Annotated in this window: 17 protein-coding genes and 1 pseudogene; 9 read left to right on the top strand and 9 right to left on the bottom strand. The window is 36.2% G+C overall.

Features of this window, described 5'->3' with window-relative positions; genetic code table 11:
* Nucleotides 1-55: 55 nt before the first annotated feature.
* Both EJF36_RS10250 and EJF36_RS10245 read right to left on the bottom strand, forming a co-directional pair.
* Nucleotides 56-373 carry a thioredoxin family protein gene (locus EJF36_RS10250; protein WP_395940582.1) on the bottom strand — a complete coding sequence of 106 codons (318 nt, stop codon included), beginning with the start codon at nt 371-373 and terminating at the stop codon, nt 56-58.
* A 226-nt stretch (nt 374-599) separates the two neighbouring features.
* Nucleotides 600-1,094 (bottom strand): L,D-transpeptidase family protein, encoded by a 495-nt coding sequence (locus tag EJF36_RS10245; protein WP_125906231.1) that lies wholly within the window; start codon nt 1,092-1,094, stop codon nt 600-602.
* A 139-nt stretch (nt 1,095-1,233) separates the two neighbouring features.
* Between EJF36_RS10245 and EJF36_RS10240 the strand changes: the two genes are divergently transcribed.
* On the top strand, nt 1,234-2,841 hold the full coding sequence (locus EJF36_RS10240; RefSeq protein ID WP_125906230.1) for a hypothetical protein: 1,608 nt from the start codon (nt 1,234-1,236) through the stop codon (nt 2,839-2,841).
* Between the two features lie 63 nt (nt 2,842-2,904).
* Here the strand turns inward: EJF36_RS10240 and EJF36_RS10235 are convergent, their stop codons facing one another.
* Nucleotides 2,905-3,306 carry an SET domain-containing protein gene (locus EJF36_RS10235; protein ID WP_125906229.1) on the bottom strand — a complete coding sequence of 134 codons (402 nt, stop codon included), beginning with the start codon at nt 3,304-3,306 and terminating at the stop codon, nt 2,905-2,907.
* A 194-nt stretch (nt 3,307-3,500) separates the two neighbouring features.
* Between EJF36_RS10235 and EJF36_RS10230 the strand changes: the two genes are divergently transcribed.
* The 4 genes from EJF36_RS10230 (at nt 3,501) to EJF36_RS10215 (ending at nt 8,493) form a co-directional block, all read left to right on the top strand.
* Nucleotides 3,501-4,193, top strand: a complete 693-nt coding sequence (locus tag EJF36_RS10230) for a peptidylprolyl isomerase (protein ID WP_125906228.1) — start codon at nt 3,501-3,503, stop codon at nt 4,191-4,193.
* Nucleotides 4,194-4,530: 337 nt separating this feature from the next.
* Nucleotides 4,531-6,702 (top strand): AAA domain-containing protein, encoded by a 2,172-nt coding sequence (locus EJF36_RS10225; protein WP_125906227.1) that lies wholly within the window; start codon nt 4,531-4,533, stop codon nt 6,700-6,702.
* 83 nt (nt 6,703-6,785) lie between these two features.
* Complete coding sequence (locus EJF36_RS10220) at nt 6,786-6,968, top strand: hypothetical protein (protein ID WP_125906226.1); 183 nt, start codon at nt 6,786-6,788, stop codon at nt 6,966-6,968.
* Between the two features lie 145 nt (nt 6,969-7,113).
* Complete coding sequence (locus tag EJF36_RS10215) at nt 7,114-8,493, top strand: MFS transporter (RefSeq protein WP_125906225.1); 1,380 nt, start codon at nt 7,114-7,116, stop codon at nt 8,491-8,493.
* Between the two features lie 140 nt (nt 8,494-8,633).
* On the opposite strand, the gene EJF36_RS10210 is transcribed toward EJF36_RS10215, so the two are convergent.
* Both EJF36_RS10210 and EJF36_RS10205 read right to left on the bottom strand, forming a co-directional pair.
* Nucleotides 8,634-9,263 (bottom strand): CAP domain-containing protein, encoded by a 630-nt coding sequence (locus EJF36_RS10210; RefSeq protein ID WP_125906224.1) that lies wholly within the window; start codon nt 9,261-9,263, stop codon nt 8,634-8,636.
* A gap of 378 nt (nt 9,264-9,641) precedes the next feature.
* The gene (locus tag EJF36_RS10205; RefSeq protein WP_125906223.1) at nt 9,642-10,598 is read right to left on the bottom strand and encodes a hypothetical protein; all 957 of its coding nucleotides are present in this window, start codon (nt 10,596-10,598) and stop codon (nt 9,642-9,644) included.
* A gap of 303 nt (nt 10,599-10,901) precedes the next feature.
* Here EJF36_RS10205 and EJF36_RS10200 point away from each other — a divergent pair, with 303 nt between their 5' ends.
* From EJF36_RS10200 to EJF36_RS10190, 3 genes are read left to right on the top strand one after another with little or no spacing between them, the layout of a single operon-like run.
* A complete protein-coding gene (locus tag EJF36_RS10200; RefSeq protein ID WP_125906222.1) occupies nt 10,902-11,885 on the top strand; it encodes a ring-cleaving dioxygenase in 984 nt (327 codons plus the stop codon).
* Nucleotides 11,886-11,903: 18 nt separating this feature from the next.
* Nucleotides 11,904-12,515: an alpha/beta hydrolase gene (locus tag EJF36_RS10195; RefSeq protein ID WP_125906221.1), complete on the top strand. Its 612-nt coding sequence runs from the start codon at nt 11,904-11,906 to the stop codon at nt 12,513-12,515.
* Nucleotides 12,516-12,575: 60 nt separating this feature from the next.
* Nucleotides 12,576-13,007: a MarR family winged helix-turn-helix transcriptional regulator gene (locus tag EJF36_RS10190; RefSeq protein ID WP_125906220.1), complete on the top strand. Its 432-nt coding sequence runs from the start codon at nt 12,576-12,578 to the stop codon at nt 13,005-13,007.
* Nucleotides 13,008-13,086: 79 nt separating this feature from the next.
* Here the strand turns inward: EJF36_RS10190 and EJF36_RS10185 are convergent, their stop codons facing one another.
* From EJF36_RS10185 to EJF36_RS10175, 3 genes and pseudogenes are all read right to left on the bottom strand, one after another.
* Complete coding sequence (locus EJF36_RS10185; RefSeq protein WP_125906219.1) at nt 13,087-14,298, bottom strand: iron-containing alcohol dehydrogenase; 1,212 nt, start codon at nt 14,296-14,298, stop codon at nt 13,087-13,089.
* Nucleotides 14,299-14,386: 88 nt separating this feature from the next.
* On the bottom strand, nt 14,387-15,922 hold the full coding sequence (locus EJF36_RS10180; RefSeq protein ID WP_125906218.1) for an aldehyde dehydrogenase family protein: 1,536 nt from the start codon (nt 15,920-15,922) through the stop codon (nt 14,387-14,389).
* Between the two features lie 13 nt (nt 15,923-15,935).
* Nucleotides 15,936-16,841: pseudogene (locus EJF36_RS10175) on the bottom strand (R2-like ligand-binding oxidase); the annotation flags it as partial.
* Between the two features lie 103 nt (nt 16,842-16,944).
* On the opposite strand from EJF36_RS10175, the gene EJF36_RS10170 reads away from it, so the two are divergent.
* On the top strand, nt 16,945-17,631 hold the full coding sequence (locus EJF36_RS10170; protein WP_125906216.1) for a response regulator transcription factor: 687 nt from the start codon (nt 16,945-16,947) through the stop codon (nt 17,629-17,631).
* A 189-nt stretch (nt 17,632-17,820) separates the two neighbouring features.
* Here EJF36_RS10170 and EJF36_RS10165 read toward each other — a convergent pair whose 3' ends face one another.
* The gene (locus EJF36_RS10165; protein WP_125906215.1) at nt 17,821-18,798 is read right to left on the bottom strand and encodes an aldo/keto reductase; all 978 of its coding nucleotides are present in this window, start codon (nt 18,796-18,798) and stop codon (nt 17,821-17,823) included.

Raw genomic sequence — 18,798 nt, 5'->3', positions numbered from 1 at the left:
ATATCTAATTCATAGCAACCGCTAGCACTTTGCTAGCAATTGCTATATATTTTTCTCATACATTTAATTCATATATTTTTTGCAACTTTCGTTGAAATTCGTCCATATGTACAAATCTTGCTTCACGCAATAATTCCTTCCCATCAATATATAAAAGTAAAACTGGTACGGTAAAGATAGATAGGTAACCTGCAATTCCGTGTATATTATCAGCATTTATATGTTTTACTTTTATTAGTGGAAAATTAATTTGTAACATTGTGTCTACTTGAGGCCATAATGCATGACATACACTGCAATTTGGCCTCGATACGTATAAAAAAGCAATATGATTTTGTTTAATAAAATCCTCAATATCTTGTATTGATCTCAAATTAATCTCCTCCGAAAAGAATATTACTATCCAATTTAGTAAGCGTCTAATTTCATGTGAAGAATTGAAAGTCATACTCATCTAGCCGCTTTTTCAGTTAAGTACATACTTCACCCAGTTAATATAAATACTTTCTATTATATATCATTGATTCTAGTGCAACTTTGACTACTTCAACTACGACTAATTATTTAAAGGAACTAAATAATTAATTGTAGCGATAATATTACGGGCGAATAAAAACGGCTGTACCTATAGGGACTATATTTGCAAGCTCTTCAACATCCTTATTATACATTCTTACACAGCCCTTTGATACATACTTGCCTATCGACGATGGATTATTCGTACCATGAATACCGTATCCCTTTTTTGATAAACTCATCCACATTGTCCCAAAAGGGCCACCAGGATTAGGTGCTTTGTTAATAATAATATAGTTACCTGTGGGCGTTTGACTGACAATTTTCCCTACACCTATTGGATATGTTTTTTGAACTGCACCGTTTCTAGTCAATGTTAATTTACGATCAGATAAATCAATTTTAATTTGGTATGGAATCGTCTTTGGATCAGGATACCCTGGAATATTTAATTTTTGACCAACGTATATGAGATTAGGGTTAATACCTGGATTAGCATTGATGATGGATTGAAGCGACACTCGATAATCCTCTGAAATCTTAAATAACGTCTCACCACTTTTTACAGTATGAAGCATAATCAACTCTCCTAAAAGTCTTTTTGCTATCCTATTCAACAAAGGGGAAATTTTCTACATAAAATTTTTTATTGGCCCCCATAAACAAATTTGTAAAATCGAACCATATAAGTGAATAAACGGAAAGGTGTGAGTATGTATGTCGAAAAGCTTTAATGTACAAAAAAGAGGGGTGTCAGTAGCTCTTGTGTTCATGCTGATAATTGGTTTTGTCTATCCTTACAACCTAGCCTCAGCTGGCACACAAATTCATCTACATATTACAGGAGGAACATTGGATGAGGAGTCTACAGTAACTCTCGTTTATGATGATGATAAAACTATCACGATGAAAAGGCAAAATGATGAGTTATACAAAGCTGGCAAACCAAAGAATTTTGATGGCTCACTTGATGTTTTTTTTAGAGTAGAAGATGAAGATGAAGATGAGGAAACTTATGAACCTATAAAAATGACCGGTAAAAAAGGTACGATTAATTATTGGGTTAACGTAGAAAAAGATGATGATAATGAAGATGAAGATGAAGATGAAGACGGAGACGATGAAGGGGATGAGGGAGATGATGATCGTGACACAACTACATTTACTTTGAATGAACCACTGACTCCCTTCGTAAACAAAGTATTTAAAAACACTGATGGCACTTTTACAGCTTATTGGGGATATAACAATGAAAACGATATTGTTGTAGATGCAAAGACTAGTAAAATAAGTGGTTATTATTTTAATGAATTAAATGCAATGAAGGATAACTTCCAAGAAGGTAGAAACAATAATGCTTTTCAAACAATATTTATTGGTAATTCAATTACTTGGGCATTAACTGGTCCGGATGGGGATACAAGATATGCTACCGCTTACACAAATAATGCAGAAAGTTATCAATCACTCGTACCAACTGTCACAGCAGTATATGACAATCAAGATGGAACTTACACGGCTTATTGGGGTTTCGACAATAACAATACTGTTACAGTAAACGCATTAGAAAGTAAATTAGAAGGAAACGTAATCGAAACCGACGAGCCTATAAAAGAGTATTTCTTATCTGGCATGCAGGTTGAGGCGTTTAAAACAACTTTTACTGGCACATATGTAAGATGGAAAGTAAAAGGCCCGGATGGAGTGTTAAGAACAGCGACGGCAAAAGCGAATGATGCTCGTGACTACCGTTCACTTATTCCTGAAGTGACAGCAGTCTATAAACATGACAACGGGAGTGTGCAAGTGTATTGGGGGTATGATAACAATAATCTCGGAACTGTATCTGCAACAACTAGTACCTTCTCAGGAGGATACGTGCTAAATAACGCAAAACCAATGAAAAATAATTTTACGTCTGGAGAAGTTAAAGAAGCATTTACAACAAGGTTCTTTAATTCAGAACTTACATGGCGTTTACAAGGACCAGATGGTGTATATAGGTATGCAACTGCATATAGTTCTCAGGCAAAAAATTACACTTCAGTAGTTCCGTATGTTGATTCTGTCATTAAGAATAATAACGGTACGTATACTGCCGTTTGGGGTTATTACAATACAAATAATGTAACAGTATCTGTAAGTGTGAGTACTTTAGAAGGTACAATTTTAAAAGGAGAAGTCGCAAAGCAAGAAGGCTTTTTACCAGGAAGGCAACGCGAAGTGTTTGAGACTACCTTTAAAGGGGAGTCTACTTCTTGGACGATAAAAGGTCCAGATGGTAATTCACGAACTGTAACAGCATATGCAAACGATGCCGAATAAATACAAAAGCTACCAACCTTAAAAATCACCTGCAACAGCAGGTGATTTTGATTGTAATTGTGATTATTCTTTTTCTAATTTACTATCGTCCTCTTTATTAAACCAAAGTGGCTCTAAATCATCGACTTCACCATTGTAATTAATTAATATTTCTTCTCCACTTTTTATATCCTTGTAAGCAAAGAAATTAAAAGTGTGGGTATCAAAGTCAATTTCATATATAGCATTTGGAGTATATGAATGGTTAAAAAGCATGCCATAGCCAAGAAGAATAGCTGTATGATTAATGCCATATTCAAATGCATAATCTGCAAGTAATGTTTTTTCAATATACTTGTGTTCTTCATTTGGATAAGAAATCACTGGTGCTGAATGGATAAGCTCTCCTTTTTGTATATTCTGTGTTGCAAAAACACCTCTATTAAATTCACCATTACTTAATGGCGATGTTTTTACCTCGATCATAAATCACCCGCTCCTTATTATTTTTATTTTGCGAGTTGATAAAATTTTATCATTATTAGATTTTACACATATTTCAAGTCCAAAATCAAACGCAATTTATTTATTATAGCATAAAAAGTTCTATTACGTTTTCAAAAGGAAGTAGTCAGATTTCTTGTAAATGTATTGACTAAGATTATTACACACTGTATTTTATGGTATATATACATAAGAAAGGTGGCTATACAGTGCTAAAAAAGTTGGTACTAGTTTTTACTTTTTTCATCATACTTGCCGGATGTGGACAAGACTCTGACATTCCAAATGTTACGGAGTCAGAGCCGAAGCATTCAGAAACCAATCCCAATACGACGAATGGAGCAAATCCAGTCGTAACTATTACGATGGAAAATGGCAAACAAATTGTAATGGAGCTTTATCCAGATATTGCACCAAATACTGTAAATAACTTCATATCACTTATTAATAAAGGATTTTATGATGGAGTCATCTTCCACCGAGTTATCCCAGGCTTCATGATTCAAGGCGGAGATCCTCAAGGGACGGGAATGGGAGGCCCAGATTATACTATAAAAGGGGAATTTACTAATAACGGTTTTGAAAATAATCTTTCCCACACTCGTGGAGTTGTTTCCATGGCTCGTACTCAAGTACCTGATTCGGCTGGGTCACAATTTTTTATTATGGTCGCTGATACGCCTCAATTAGATGGTGAATACGCAGCCTTTGGAGAAGTTACATCTGGAATGGAAACAGTGGATGAAATTGTCTCTGTTGAACGTGATGGAAGGGACAAGCCATTAGAAGATCAGAGAATTAAGCAGATGACAGTTGATACATTTGGCGTCACTTATCCGGAACCAGAGGTATCACATTTAAACTTCTAAATATAAAAACACACGGTAAGCGAACAGCCCACATCATTTAACTTTTGGATGTGTAGTTCATAAGTCGTGTGTTTTTTGCTTTTCAGACAACTTATGCTTTAAAATTCATATATGTTTTATTCACTAGCCTTTTCATTTTTTCTTAATTACAATATATGAAGACTATATGGTTGTCAGAAAAAAGAGGCAATATAAATTTTAATTTTGACAGAATTAAATATTAGGAAAGATAAATAGATAAAACAAGTGGCAATTCAAACAAAATGCGTTTTGAAGTACTTTCTATAATCAAACGTATAAAAAAAGTCGTAATTTATTTTAAAAGAGGTAGAGATTTGTGAGTATTAAGGAATGGCAAGAGGCGTTACAATATGAAATAAATCATTTGAAGAAGTACGGCAGTACTACGTTTAAGGTGTTCAATGGGCACCTTTTGTCAACGAATGATGATTTCGTATATTATTTCGAATGTCCGTATGCTATTCGTATACCTAGTGGCTCTATTGTAAAGCTAGATTACGATGGTGTTAAAGTGGGCGGACGTGTGTTATCTGTTGAAGAAAAGAGTATTGCAGTTAGTTTAGAAAAAAGTATTGGTCATTTAGTAAATAAGGCATTGATTCAACATGATCCGTGGGAGCTTTTAGAACAATTATCAGATAGACTTACTGATATTCGAAAAAGTAAAAAGAAGCGACAGAGAATTAAGAATTTAATGGACCCTTCTATGCCAGCCAAACACCCCACTAGTGGTATTAAATCGAACGTTCATGAATTAATTTTACGATCTAAATACAACCCCATTACATTCGTTTGGGGTCCACCTGGGACGGGAAAAACGTATACTCTCGCAAGAGTTGCTGCAAATAAATATTTTAAAGGAAAACAAGTACTTGTATTAGCTCACAGTAACCAGGCGGTTGATGTTCTTATGACTGAAATATGGCATTTCGTTGAAAAAAAAGGGCGATTTAAAGAAGGTGACATAATTCGCTATGGCTCACAAAGTCAGAATAGCTCTGAAGCAATACATACGACAAAACTTATAGACAAGCACCATCCAAATTTAGCAGAAAAAAAAGCAAAGCTGCAAAATGAAAAGTCAGGATTGAAACGTGATTTATCTTCTTCATTTAGTAAAAGAGATGCAGAACGTCTGTTAAAAATAGAAAAAGAACTTACAGCAGTTTTGGAAAAAATACGACAAAAAGAGATACAATTTATCAAAGATGCTTCCATCATTGGCACTACATTGGCAAAAACAGCTGGGGATACAACTCTCTTTGAAAAAGAATTCGACTTAGTAATTGTAGATGAAGCAAGTATGGCGTATATACCACAGATAGCGTTCGCGACCTCGTTGGCCAAACGAACAATCGTATGCGGAGATTTTAAGCAATTGCCACCTATTGCCGCTTCCAATCACCAATCTGTTGTAAGCTGGTTAAAAGAAGATATATTCCACAAAGCTGGTGTTGTAAAGCTTGTAAACGAAGGCACATGGCATCCACATTTATTTTTACTGAAAGAGCAACGTCGGATGCATCCGGATATATCAGCTTTTACGAACAAATATATATATCAAAGCCTAGTGTCAGATCATCAAAGTGTTCTTAACACTCGAAATTCTATCGCAGCAAAAGCACCGTTCACAAGTCATGCTTCCATTATTCTTTCTACAGATTGGTCAGGGGAATATTGTATCAAGGAAAAGGAATCCCATTCACGGTTAAATCCGTGGCAACTTATGCTCTCGTTTCAACTTATTTATGAATCGTATATAGCGGGAGCTCGATCAATCGGCTATGTCACACCATATCGCGCACAAGCTATGTACATGGAGAAGCTTTTTGAGGATTTGTTAGTGAAAGAATGCCAGGAAGCAGATATCGTCACAGCTACCGTCCATCGTTTTCAAGGTAGTGAACGAGATGTTATGATTTTTGATACTGTGGATAGTTATCCTCAAACACGTGCTGGTATGCTGTTGACAGGGAAGAATAGTGAGCGCCTGTTAAATGTCGCTATAACAAGAACAAAAGGTAAATTCATACATGTAACTGATGTAGCCTTCATGAAGCAACACGTTTCAAAGTTCCAGATACTTCGAAAGCTTATAGAATATCAACTCGACAATCAACTTGTCATCAGGCCCGGACATATTGGGAGTTGGGTGAAATCTCAACACCCATACGTACAATGGATGCATGCAAAAAAAGTTAATAAAGTGTTTGAAGATATAAATAAAGCAACGAAATCCATATTAGTTTCATTACCACAAAAAGAGAAGTTAAGCACTGAATGGAAGAATGTGTTGCAAGTTGTTACAACAACACAAATAGCTGTTACAACGATTACAGCAATATCTTTCCCGTGCGTTATCATCGATGAGGAAATTGTATGGCTTGGTGTCCCGTTCGAAACATCAAGCAGACTTCAGCCACCATATGTCGCAGTACGAGTTCAATCGAGTAAGCTCGCTAGTCAACTCTGTCATGATATTATGTAGTTTTTTCTAGGATAAAATTTTACATCTTGAAACAAACTTAAACTGATGTGAAATTTCTTAATTAGAAAGGAATGCTATTATAAATGGCAAAGCGAACGAAGAAGAATGATCCACAACAAAAAAACAAAAAGGGATTTGACTCAAGTCAAACAGATTCTGAGTTTTCTCATGAATTTGGAAGTGCTGACGCAAATCGACAGAAAAAAGCAAAAGCAAAAAAAGAAAAAGCCTCTAAAAATCAAGGGGAATGGGGCGGCATGCACTAACATATATAATTCAAAGCATACCATTTTATTCTGGGTATGCTTTTTTCTTTTTTTGAGCATATATCATCTCATTTACTACTCTAGTGTTATATATTAGAGTTGCGAAATATATTAATTATATGAATAAATAGTGGGAGGGGACACGATGACTAGTGTCACGGCCGATAAACATATAGAGATACCTTCTCAAACATTAGAGCATGAAAATAAAATAATTCTCCTTTGGAGCTTAGCTGTATGGTTAGTTGTAATGAATACGACAATGTTTAACGTGGCGCTTCCTTCTGTAATAGACCAATTAGTACTGTCATCGTCATCTGCAGCATGGATTGTATCTGGATATTCTATTATATTTGCAATCGCTACGTTGACGTATAGTCGTTTGTCTGATTTTGTACCGATATCTAAATTACTTCTATCTGGTCTCGGACTGTTAGGCTTAGCTTCTGTTTTAGGATATATATCAAATTCGTTCATTTTATTACTTGTTTCTAGATTATTACAGGCTGCTGGTGCGGGTGCTGTGCCAGGATTAGCTATGGTATTAGCAGGAAAATACATCCCATTATTACGTCGTGGTAAGGCTATGTCATTTATATCATCTGCAGCTTCATTAGGTTTTGGACTTGGACCTGTAGTTGGTGGGAGTATTACACAGTTTCTTGGTTGGAACTATTTGTTCGTAGTAACAGGAATTGTATTATTTCTTTTACCATTTTTCTTAAAGTGGTTACCTATAGAACCACAAAAGCCTATTACATTTGATTACAGGGGAGCTTTACTTGTTGGTATTTCAGTGACTTCATTACTTTTGTTATTAAGTACATTTTGGTTGTGGTTATGTTTCGTGGCAGTTACGTCCCTTGTAGTATTATGGAGGCATATTCACAAAACGCAAAGTCCTTTTTTACAACCTGCGTTATTACGTTCATCTCAATACCGAAAGATTGCTCTAATGGCACATTTTGTATTTATAATTCATTTTTCGACATTGTTTATTATGCCCTTAATGTTAGCGACTGTTTTTCAGAAAGAGCCAGCTTATATAGGTCTGATAATTTTCCCCGGGGCCATCTTATCTGCTTTGGCAGCACAATTAGTTGGACGGCTTATAGATAAATGGGGGAATGAACCACTCATAGTTTTTGGCCATGCATCTATAACAACTTCATTGTTAGTGTTTGCTTTATTAGCTAGTCTATCGCCTTATTTTATTATGCTAAGTTACATGTTTATGAGTCTTGGCTTCTCAGCACTAACATCTAGCATAAGCAATGAAGCAACAAGATTACTGCCTTCTTCAATGATAGGAGCGGGGATGGGTATGCTTCAACTTTTACAGTTTTTTGGTGGTGCATTAGGTGTCACATTAACAGGATTATTATTGACTATACAAGAAGGTTTATCGAAGACCACAACGTTTCGGAATATGTTTATAATATTATTGATATTAATAACATGTTCACTGGTAACCTTTATTAGATATCGTGTTTGGAATAAGAGAAATGAGGGTAAGGAATCTTAGAAGACATAGGAAAAGCAGCCTTCTTCCGTCCGTACAGTGGTTAAGTGTCCCGCAACAAGCGAATGTCGGAAGAAGTGCTGCTTGTGATATAGAGTATCATGCTAATAATGTAAAGTAAAGCCTATTTAAGTTGGTACTTTTTACTTTTTGATAAAAAGTTGTACCCAGTAATCTTCTTCAGGCGTATGACCAATTCCAATGTTAGTGAAAGTTTCATTAAGAATATTAGCACGATGAGAAGGGCTGTTCATCCAATCATTCACAACTTGCTCAGCAGTTCGTTGCCCTTTTGCAATATTTTCTCCCCCTGATCTAAAAGAGACATCAAAGGCTTGTAGCATTTCAAAAGGCGTACCAAAGGTAGGGCTCGTATGAGAAAAATAGCCGTTAGCTTGCATATCTTCAGCTTTTTGTTGTGCAACGTTAATTACTTGCAAATCATTTTGTAACGGTTGTAATCCATGTTCTGCTCTATACTGGTTCGTTAGCTGTATAGCTTGTTGTACCAATGAATCTGATGTAGCCTCGTTCGTTGCCTTTGTCGGCAATACCTGTGCTAATGAATTCGTGTTTGGATTTAGATCTCCCACTTGCAATTTTTCTCCTCTATATCGCTTTGATTTTTGACTAATATTAGATTCAACAAATTGTTCTCCAGATGTTTTTCCGTTTTTTGTATAAGTAATGTGACTATCGTTATCAAATTGTTCCTGAGCTGCACAACCTATTAACAATACTGCAAAAAACGCATGGATAATAACATGTTTCATACCATCACCTCAAATAAATTTTTCACCTATAAATATTCCCTAAAATTGTTATTTCAACTCATATAAAGTGCTAAATGACAGAGACTTTGATATATGGTATATTTTTTACAATTGTCATAATACAAGTAAACTCATAGCATTTAAATAATAAATAATATAATTATGTAAACTAGATTAAAAACAACGTATTTGAGCTACAATAAAGTCATTGATAGCTGCAATCAAAATACTTATGTGTGTATAAAAAGAAAACTATAATGAACTAAGTGCTAACCTCTCAATATTTTAAAAACAGGCAAGAGATTTTCAACTGAAATAAACACCGCTCCATAAGAATAGGAAGCGGTGTCTTGTTTGACAGTTTACATTACATAGAGATTAACGCTTTATCACTTGAGGGATTGTTTGAAATCCGATTGACGTTTGTAAGTCCACTACTTCAAAGAAATATTGAGATACGTTATCGTCTGTATACTCAAAAAACTTTAGTGTATCTTGATTTTGAACTACTTGTAAAAGTTCATTGACAGTTTGACCAGCCCTATCTTGTAGAATTATTTTGTAAGCTACAGAATGCGGTTTAGAAGTTATCGAGAATATAAGTCCATCTTGAGATATATGCTTTAGTACTGGTATCTTGGTAGTACGACTTGATTCAACTGTAAGACCTGTACGATCTTCAAAATATTGATGTAATTTTTCATTCTCTAGAACATTCGCAATATATTTATTTTCATGGCTAGATTTAATGTAAAACGCCTCATTATTATACACATCCTCTAGATTCAAGCTTTCTGTTGCCCCATAGAGTAAGACATAGTCATCTGCCATAATTTCCTGAACGTACCACATATGATTTCTGTTTTTATAATTCCAAAACGCATCAAAACGGACTGCCGTATTTTTTAAGCCTCTTAATTTCACGTATTCTGAATTAGGGAGATGATGATTTTTAAAATAATAATATGCAAAATGATGACCGTATTCATGGGCAAGAGTATCACGATACTGTAAAGGGTTTGTAATTTTATGCCCATTAAATAATGTGATGGTGCTCTTGAGGGCGTTATAAACACCATAAGCTTGATTGTTTTCGCCTTTTACAGTTACTTCTTGCAGAAGTAAGATTTCCTCGCCGTGCTTATTTTTCTTCAATATAGAGTAGAGTTCTTTAAGCATTGACTCGTCCCATTGCTCTACATAGCTAGCGAACACAATACCTTCTGGTGACCTGAAAATGGCATAATAATTTTGCTCCGATATAATTTCATCAAAGCTTGCTAGAATAGGTAAAACAACCAAAATACTCATAAAAACTATTAAGTTACGAATCAATGAATTCACCTCAAGGGCATTGTATCATGCCATCAAGTATTAGCCTGTTATTTTTTCTTTCCATTAAGACCATTAAAATCCATATTATATTTAGGCTATATTTTTAAGTAAATGGTGTAGGACCTGAACGGTTCAAATGAGTATTTGCAAGCTTAAGGATGAGACAAAGCTCATGCTCTTTAAATTGTTAAGAACAATTATTAAGGGTATGCAATACCTTATAAATCTCAATTTTTGACATAGTAACTTTTATAGAGTATTATTTATCTTGAATTCGAGATATTTTAATAAAGGGTGATATATATGGATTTAAAACCTTTAAAGGGGTTACACCACGTTTCAGCATTAACAGCTAATGCACAAAATAATTATTCCTTTTATACTGAAATACTAGGGCTACGATTAGTTAAAAAAACTGTTAATCAAGATGACACTTCTGTTTATCATTTATTTTATGCAGATGAAAAGGGCAATCCAGGAACAGATTTAACTTTTTTTGAAATCCCAAATGCAGGACACACGTATTATGGTAAAAACAGTATTTCAGCAACATCACTTAGAGTGCCAACAGATGAAGCTTTAAATTACTGGGAAGGTAGATTAAATGAACACAAAGTAGAAAATGACGGAATAGAACATTGGTCAGGCCGAGCTACATTGGCGTTCCGTGACCCTGAAGGACAAAGGCTTATCCTCGTATCAGATGAAAACAATAAAGGGGTAACAGGAGGGGTACCTTGGAGCAAAAGCACAGTTCCTGTCAAATATGCCATTTATGGATTAGGCCCCATTATACTAACGGTATCAAAATTAGAAACAACTGCAAAAATATTAACCGATGTATTAGGGTATAGAAAAGTACGTGAATTATCTCCTATTGTAACATCACAAAAAAACATCGTTGTGTTTGAAACAGGAGAAGGGGGTACAGGTGCAGAAGTTTTTGTCGAAGAGCGTACAGATCTTCCTATTGAAAGACCGGGGCGTGGTAGTGTACATCATGTCGCGTTTCGTGTAGAAGATGAAAGTGAGCTTCGCCGCTGGGCTGAATATTTAACTAACTTGCGAATACCAAATTCAGGATTCGTAGAACGTTATTATTTTAAATCATTATATTTTCGTGAAGCTAACGGCATTTTATTTGAGCTTGCAACAGATGGACCAGGTTTTGAAGGGGATGAATCCTTCGAGCAGTTAGGCGAAACATTATCATTGCCTCCTTACTTGGAGCATCAACGAAAAACCATTGAAGCTCATTTAAAGCCTTTAAACACAAAAAAAGAATAAAAGAAAGGTCTGAAAAGGATGCACCATATATTTAAAGAGGGGACTAGTAAAGCAGAGCCAACACTTTTATTATTACATGGTACTGGAGGAGATGAACATGATTTACTTCCACTAGCTGATATAATAGCGCCAACTAGCGCGGTTTTAAGTGTACGGGGTAATGTTAACGAAAATGGTATGAATCGGTTTTTTCGTAGAATTGCAGAAGGAGTATTTGATGAAGCAGATTTGCTTGAGAGAACAGAGGAGTTACACAATTTTATAAACATTGCAGCTAATAAATATGAATTCGAGCGCGATAATGTTGTTGCAATTGGTTACTCTAATGGTGCTAATATCGCTGCTAGTTTGATGTATATGAAAACAAATGCATTAGCAGGAGCGGTTTTATTTAAAGCAATGGTGCCATATAAAAGCAAGCAACCAGTAGATTTACAAAACACTCCTATATTCATTGCAGCAGGGAAACAAGATCCACTTATACTTCCAACAGAAACAAAAAAGCTAATTTCTAATCTGTCGGAAAATCATGCAAACGTTACGGAACATTGGATAGAAGGTGGGCATCAATTAACAACAGACGAAGTAAAAGCTGCAAAACAATGGTTTCTCAACAATTTTCATAGTTAATTGACAGAAATAGCTATATTCCATATAATTATCTTGAATCAAAGATAAAGGTTGATAAGTATGAATTCTAAAGATCTATCATTAAAATTATTTATTGTTCTTTCAAGGTCATATCGTTCTGTGTTTGATCAAATAGAAGCGGATATTCGTCAATATTGTATGAATCCGACAGAATTTGCTGTTCTCGAGCTTTTATATCATAAAGGAGAGCAGCCAATACAACAGATTGGTAAGAAAGTTTTGTTAGCGAGTGGTAGTATTACGTATGTCGTTGATAAGTTAGAAAAAAAAGGGTTGCTAGAACGACGTTCGTGTCCAAAAGATCGTCGTGTAACATATGCCGTAATAACAACTCCTGGAAAAGAGTTAATGGATGATATTTTTCCGAAGCATAAAGATGCAATTGATAAGATATTCAATTCTGTAAGTGACTCAGAAAAAGAAACTCTTATAACTCTATTAAAACAAATAGGCATATCAAACGCCTTATAAGGGTTACAACTTCTAACACACAAATTAGGAAAAGCACCTGCAGTTCATTTTTTGAGCAGCAGGTGCTTTTCTTACTAGTTTATTTGACTGCTACCGGTACAACTCTCTGTCCAACAGCTTGAATAAGTTCTGGTGGAATAGGAAAGGACACAGCAGCTGGGTCTAATGATACTGCGGTAACAGTTGCCTCTAATCCTTCTTCCGGAATTGAAAAGCTTGAGAAGTCACTTGGTAAGCCAACCTTATGCTGCAGTACTCGAATTTTCTCAATAACACGTTGCAATAATGCTTCTTGATCTGCACCAGATTTATCTATATTGAATGCATCGGCAAACTGTTCTACTTTAGGAAGATATAGAATAGGTAGCATTTCCATCACAACTGGTAGAAATACTGCATTGGCTAAACCATGTGGAATACGGAACAAAGCACCATATGCATGGGCAAAGTTATGAACTGGAATAGCATTCAAAGCAAAACTAAAGGCTGTAATACCCATTAAACTAGCTTGAAGCATTTCCATCCTTGCAGCAATGTCTTTGCCATTGTCAACGGCTTTCGGTAAATTTTTGTCAATTAAGCGAATAGCTTGTAGGGCAAATGCATCCGTCATAGGTGTTGCATTTGGGGATGCTAAAGCTTCAACAGCATGAGTTAGAGCATCAAACCCCGTAAAAGCTGTAATATTAGCTGGTAATTCAGTTGTTAAATCTGGATCGAGAATAGCCATGTCCGCACTTATGAACGGGTTAATAATATTTGTCTTCATCCGTATTTCTTCGTTATAAATAACAGCGATAGGTGAAACCTCTGAACCCGTACCAGCTGTAGTAGGAACAGCGATATGTGGGATTGCCATATATTGAGCTTCTGGAAATGTCTCATACAAAAACCCTCCAGGAATAGCCTCTTTTATATCCGTAATTCCTTTATGAAGACAGTATTTTACGCCTTTGACAGCATCTAAAACGCTTCCCCCTCCAACTGCTAATAATCCATCTGCACCTACTTCACGGGCATACTTCGCAGCTTCATTTACACATGCGCTTTCGGCATCTTGTGAAATATCTAAAAATATTCCTACTAGTTCAGGGCCAGTACCATGAGGTGTTAAAGAAAACATATCTGCTATTTTCGCTACAAGTCCTGCCTGTTCTAGCCCGCGGTCACTAAATAATACTATACGTTTTGATCCTAATCCCCTGAATAAATCAGGTATCATTGCACGAGTATTAGACCCGCTATAAATCCCTGATCTTAGCATAAAAGATGAAAAGGTTGTTGTTAGCATGTTTTCACTCCTTTTTTAACTTTAAGTATAGTTGTTAGAGTTACTACTTGATTGAAACAATCTTATTTTAAGTTTCTATCAATGTATATTATTGATTCATATCCGTATTTGAGAACAAGATTTGATAGTATGTTCGCTTATGTAACTCTGGTACCAATGATGTATGAACATGTTTTAGTTGTGTGTAGGAATCTAGTGAATGTTTGCCCATTTCACGGCCAATACCACTTTGCTTATAACCACCGAATGGCGCATCATTACGAAGCATATGCCAATCATTAATCCACACAACTCCAGCTTGTAGCTTACGAACTACTGCATAAGCCTTATTAACATCACGCGTCCAAACACCAGCTGCAAGACCATAAATAGAGTCATTCGCCATTTCTATTACTTCATCTAACTCAGAATAGCGGATGACGGATAGAACTGGTCCGAAAATTTCTTCTTGGGCGATTTTCATAGAGTTTTTCACGTTCGTAAAAATAGTAGGCTGGATGAAGTATCCGCCTTCACATCCTGGCACTGTTGCTAATTCACCACCACAAACAAGGGTTGCTCCTTCTTGCTTACCAGTCTCGATATAAGACATTATGGTATCTCGTTGACTGTTTGATATGACAGGACCAATATCTGTTGTCATATCAAGTGGATTACCAAGCTTTAATGTTTTGGTTAAATCTACAAGTCCTTCTACCACTTGGTCATGAAGATGGTCTGGAACAAACAGACGTGTACCTGATTCACACAATTGACCTGCGTGAAGAAATACACCGAATAAACTACCAGGTAGAGCGATAGATAAATCAGCGTCGTCTAGTAAAATATTAGGTGACTTTCCACCAAGCTCTAGAGTTGTGTTTTTCACTGTGACAGCAGCTTGACTCATAATGTGACGGCCAACCTCAGTTGAACCAGTAAAAGCTATTTTATCCACATCAGGATGGTTAATTAATGCTTCTCCGACGTCGCCACCGGATCCAGTTACTACATTGATTACACCAGGAGGGACCACTTGTGATATTAATTCAGCCAGTCTTAAAGTAGAGATAGGTGTATAGCTCGCTGGCTTCATGACAAGTGTATTCCCCGTTGCTAATGCAGGAGCAATCTTCCAAGTGGCAATCACTAATGGCAAATTCCATGGTGTAATCGCAGCACACACTCCTATTGGTTCACGCCAAACAAAATTGTGAGCGGGACCTGGGAAGGGAGGAACTGGTAGCGTTTCTGAAAACGGATACTCTACAACAATCTTCGCCATCGTCTGGAACAAATCAGCCATTTGTAATATATCACTTTGTGCAATTCTACGAATTGTTCCTCCAGAGCTTACAGACTCTAAGTAAGCTAACTCTTCAGCATGTGTCACTATTTGATGAGCGATTGCATTTAGAATTTTCGCGCGTTCTTTAGGGTGCATGTCCCGCCAATTTTCGTTTTTAAAGGCTAGTTGAGCTGCTTTGACAGCACGATCTACATCTTCTTTTGTACCTTTTGAAACACGAGCAACAATGTCGCCTGTAGCAGGATTTTTCACATCAAACGTTTCTTTATTAGAAGAGAACTCCCACTTTCCATTAATAAATAGAGGGAAAGTACGTATACCGACTTGAACTGACATATTTATTCCTCCTTTATAAAACTCCTACATCTTCTTCCTTAATATTGTATATATCCTCTACGCTGCGCCCTTTTGCTCTTGCTAAAATATCCATTCTAATTTTCAACTGCTTAGTTGTGAATGTCATCATGTCTTCAACAGACACACCAAATGTACTTGATAGGCCATCCACTCCTTCTTGATTCAATAGAAATGCAAGAGGTGTTAGTTCTTCTATCCGTTTCACTATTTTTTCATAAAGGGGAGGATGCTCACTAATTAGACGTTGTAACAAAAAGGTTCCATATCCAATGTGACGGGATTCATCTCTCTTTAAATAGCCAATCCCCTCTAATAAACCTGGCATAATATTTGCCTTTTGTAAGGACTGATAAAAAGAGTAGTAGCCTGTTTCTGCTAAAACGCCTTCCACAAACATGTTATAGACTGTTGAAGCATCAGCGATAGCTTCAGGTGATTGATCGTGCATAAGACGCCCCATTGTCCTTGGCAACAGGTCATAAAAAACCCTTTTATATGTGTCCGAATGGTATTTCGTTAAATCTCCGGTCTCGCCAATGGCTTTGAGAACGGTATTAAAGAAGTCCGTGTGCTTTGCTTCTTCAAATAAAAATGTAGTTAAATACATTTCTTCTTCTAGTCGGCCTTCTTTAGCAATAGCCATAATAAGAGGAAGAAGATCGAGAGTAACAGCTTCTTCACCTGCTTGAAATTGAGAGATGAGACGTAGCACCTCATTTTGTTGAGTTTCATTTAGCATTTGCCAATGCAATGTATCGTTTGAGAAATCAATGTCCGCTGGATTCCATGTACCAAATCTTTTTGCTTTCTCAAATAGACGATAGGGGAAAGACTCAGTTAGTATTCCTTTGGAGCTTGTGGAACGCAGGTTTCTTTCAAACATTCGTTGCCTCCTTTTTTCAAAAAATTTAGAATATTATTTGTAAGCACTTTCATTAATATTGTAAGATGGAAATATAAGGGATTGATATACCTAAAATTGTAGGGAGGGAATTTGTCATATGTTGGACAGGGATGTTCGTTTATTCGCGAATAGTGTCGCCAAAATTCATGACCCACTAAAAAAGGCGGAGTATATTATTCACGGCTGCATAAAGTATTTTCCCTTTGATAGAGCCTCAATATTCTCTTATTCTCATTTAGTTTTTCAAGGCAAAGGAGTTTTACAAGTCGAAGAAGAGAAGTGGAAAACAATAGATTGGATTAAAGAAGATGTTAGAAACATACCAATTGTGTTTCAGTCACTTATGTCAAAACAACCTATTATCATAGAAGAAAAGGAGACAAAGCAAAATTTCCCTCTCCATTATATCGAGATCTTTCAATTATCATCCATATGTCTAGTGCCAATACTTTATCAAACAGCGGTTGTAGGGTGTGTCATGGTTGATAAATACAAAAATGGTCCCCAGATAAACACTTCTATATTATCTAATCTATTTCAATACCTTCAAACAACTGTTTCTAACGATGAAAGTACTTATTGTAACAAGTCATTATTAAGCAAACGAGAAACCGAAGCACTTCAACTTGTTGCAAATGGATTAAGTCAAAAGGAGATTGCTAGTCTTTTAGCAATAAGCGATTTTACCGTAAGAGATTATGTTAGCTCTGCGATGAGAAAGCTAGGAGCAAATCATCGCGCAGAAGCGGTGGCTATCGCGATGCGGAAAGCGATTATTCAATAATTAATCATAAAATACTAATGTACATAGCAACTGCTATCACTAAGATAACAATGCGCTATCTTAGTGATAGCACATGATATAAAGTTGATAACTTCGTCACAAACGAAAACTATGCGCTCATGAATGTCAACAAGATTGTTCATAAAAAAAAGAAGAGGCACTTCTGCAAGTACCTCTCCGTAAAAGCTTTTATGGCATTTTATTGCCTCTTGCCGTTACATATAAAGCATACCATTCATCTCTCGTCAGTAACTCAGACTGACGAATTGAATCCTTACAAGCATAAATTCGCTCTACATTTGCCGTACCAATTACTGGTTGAATCATGGCAGGGTGCTTCATGAGCCACCCAAGTACAATAGCTTCTGCACTTGTTTCTTTTTCATTTGCTAACTGCTTCACAAGAGCCGCTGTTCTTTGAACAGTTTCTGAAGCTCCTTCAATTGAGCGACCTGAAAAAATCCCATTGGCTAACGAACCCCACGCTTGGATTTGAACGTCATTCATGCGACAGTACTCAAGGGTTCCAGATGCAAAGTTAACATCACGACCGGCCTCTTGATTGAAAAGAACTGTATGCTCTAGCCAATCAAGATGAGCTAAACTCATCTCGATTTGATTAACAACAAGTGGATCGCTCCATGCTTGCTGTAACAATTGCATTTGAGGGGCATTCATATTTGATACACCAAAATGTTTAACCTTACCTGATTTTTTTAAACTTTCAAAAGCTTCTGCCACTTCGTCAGGATCCATAAGAGGATCAGGACGATGAAGCAATAATATATCTAAATAGTCAGTACTAAGACGTTCAAGGATTTTATTGACTGAGTCAATTATATGCTCCTTGGAAAAATCATACCTAGCAGGAGTATTTCCTTCTGGAAAACGTATGCCACATTTTGATTGAAGCACAATTTGATCACGTAATGTTGGATTGTTCTTCAGAACGTTTGAAAAAACCATTTCAGATTTGCCCATTTTATAAATATCAGCATGGTCAAACATCGAAATCCCAATTTCTAACGCCGCATCTATCGCTTTCTCTGCTTGAATAATATCTTCATTTGTTATTGGGTCTTTACTCCAACTACCACCAAGACCCATACATCCATAGACTAAACGACTAGATGTAATATCATGTTTTTCAAGTGCTATCTGTTTCAT

The sequence above is a fragment of the Bacillus sp. HMF5848 genome, assembly GCF_003944835.1.
Lineage (GTDB): Bacteria > Bacillota > Bacilli > Bacillales > HMF5848 > HMF5848.
Note: the sequence above shows the minus strand (reverse complement) of the source record. Positions and strands in the feature narration are given on the sequence as shown.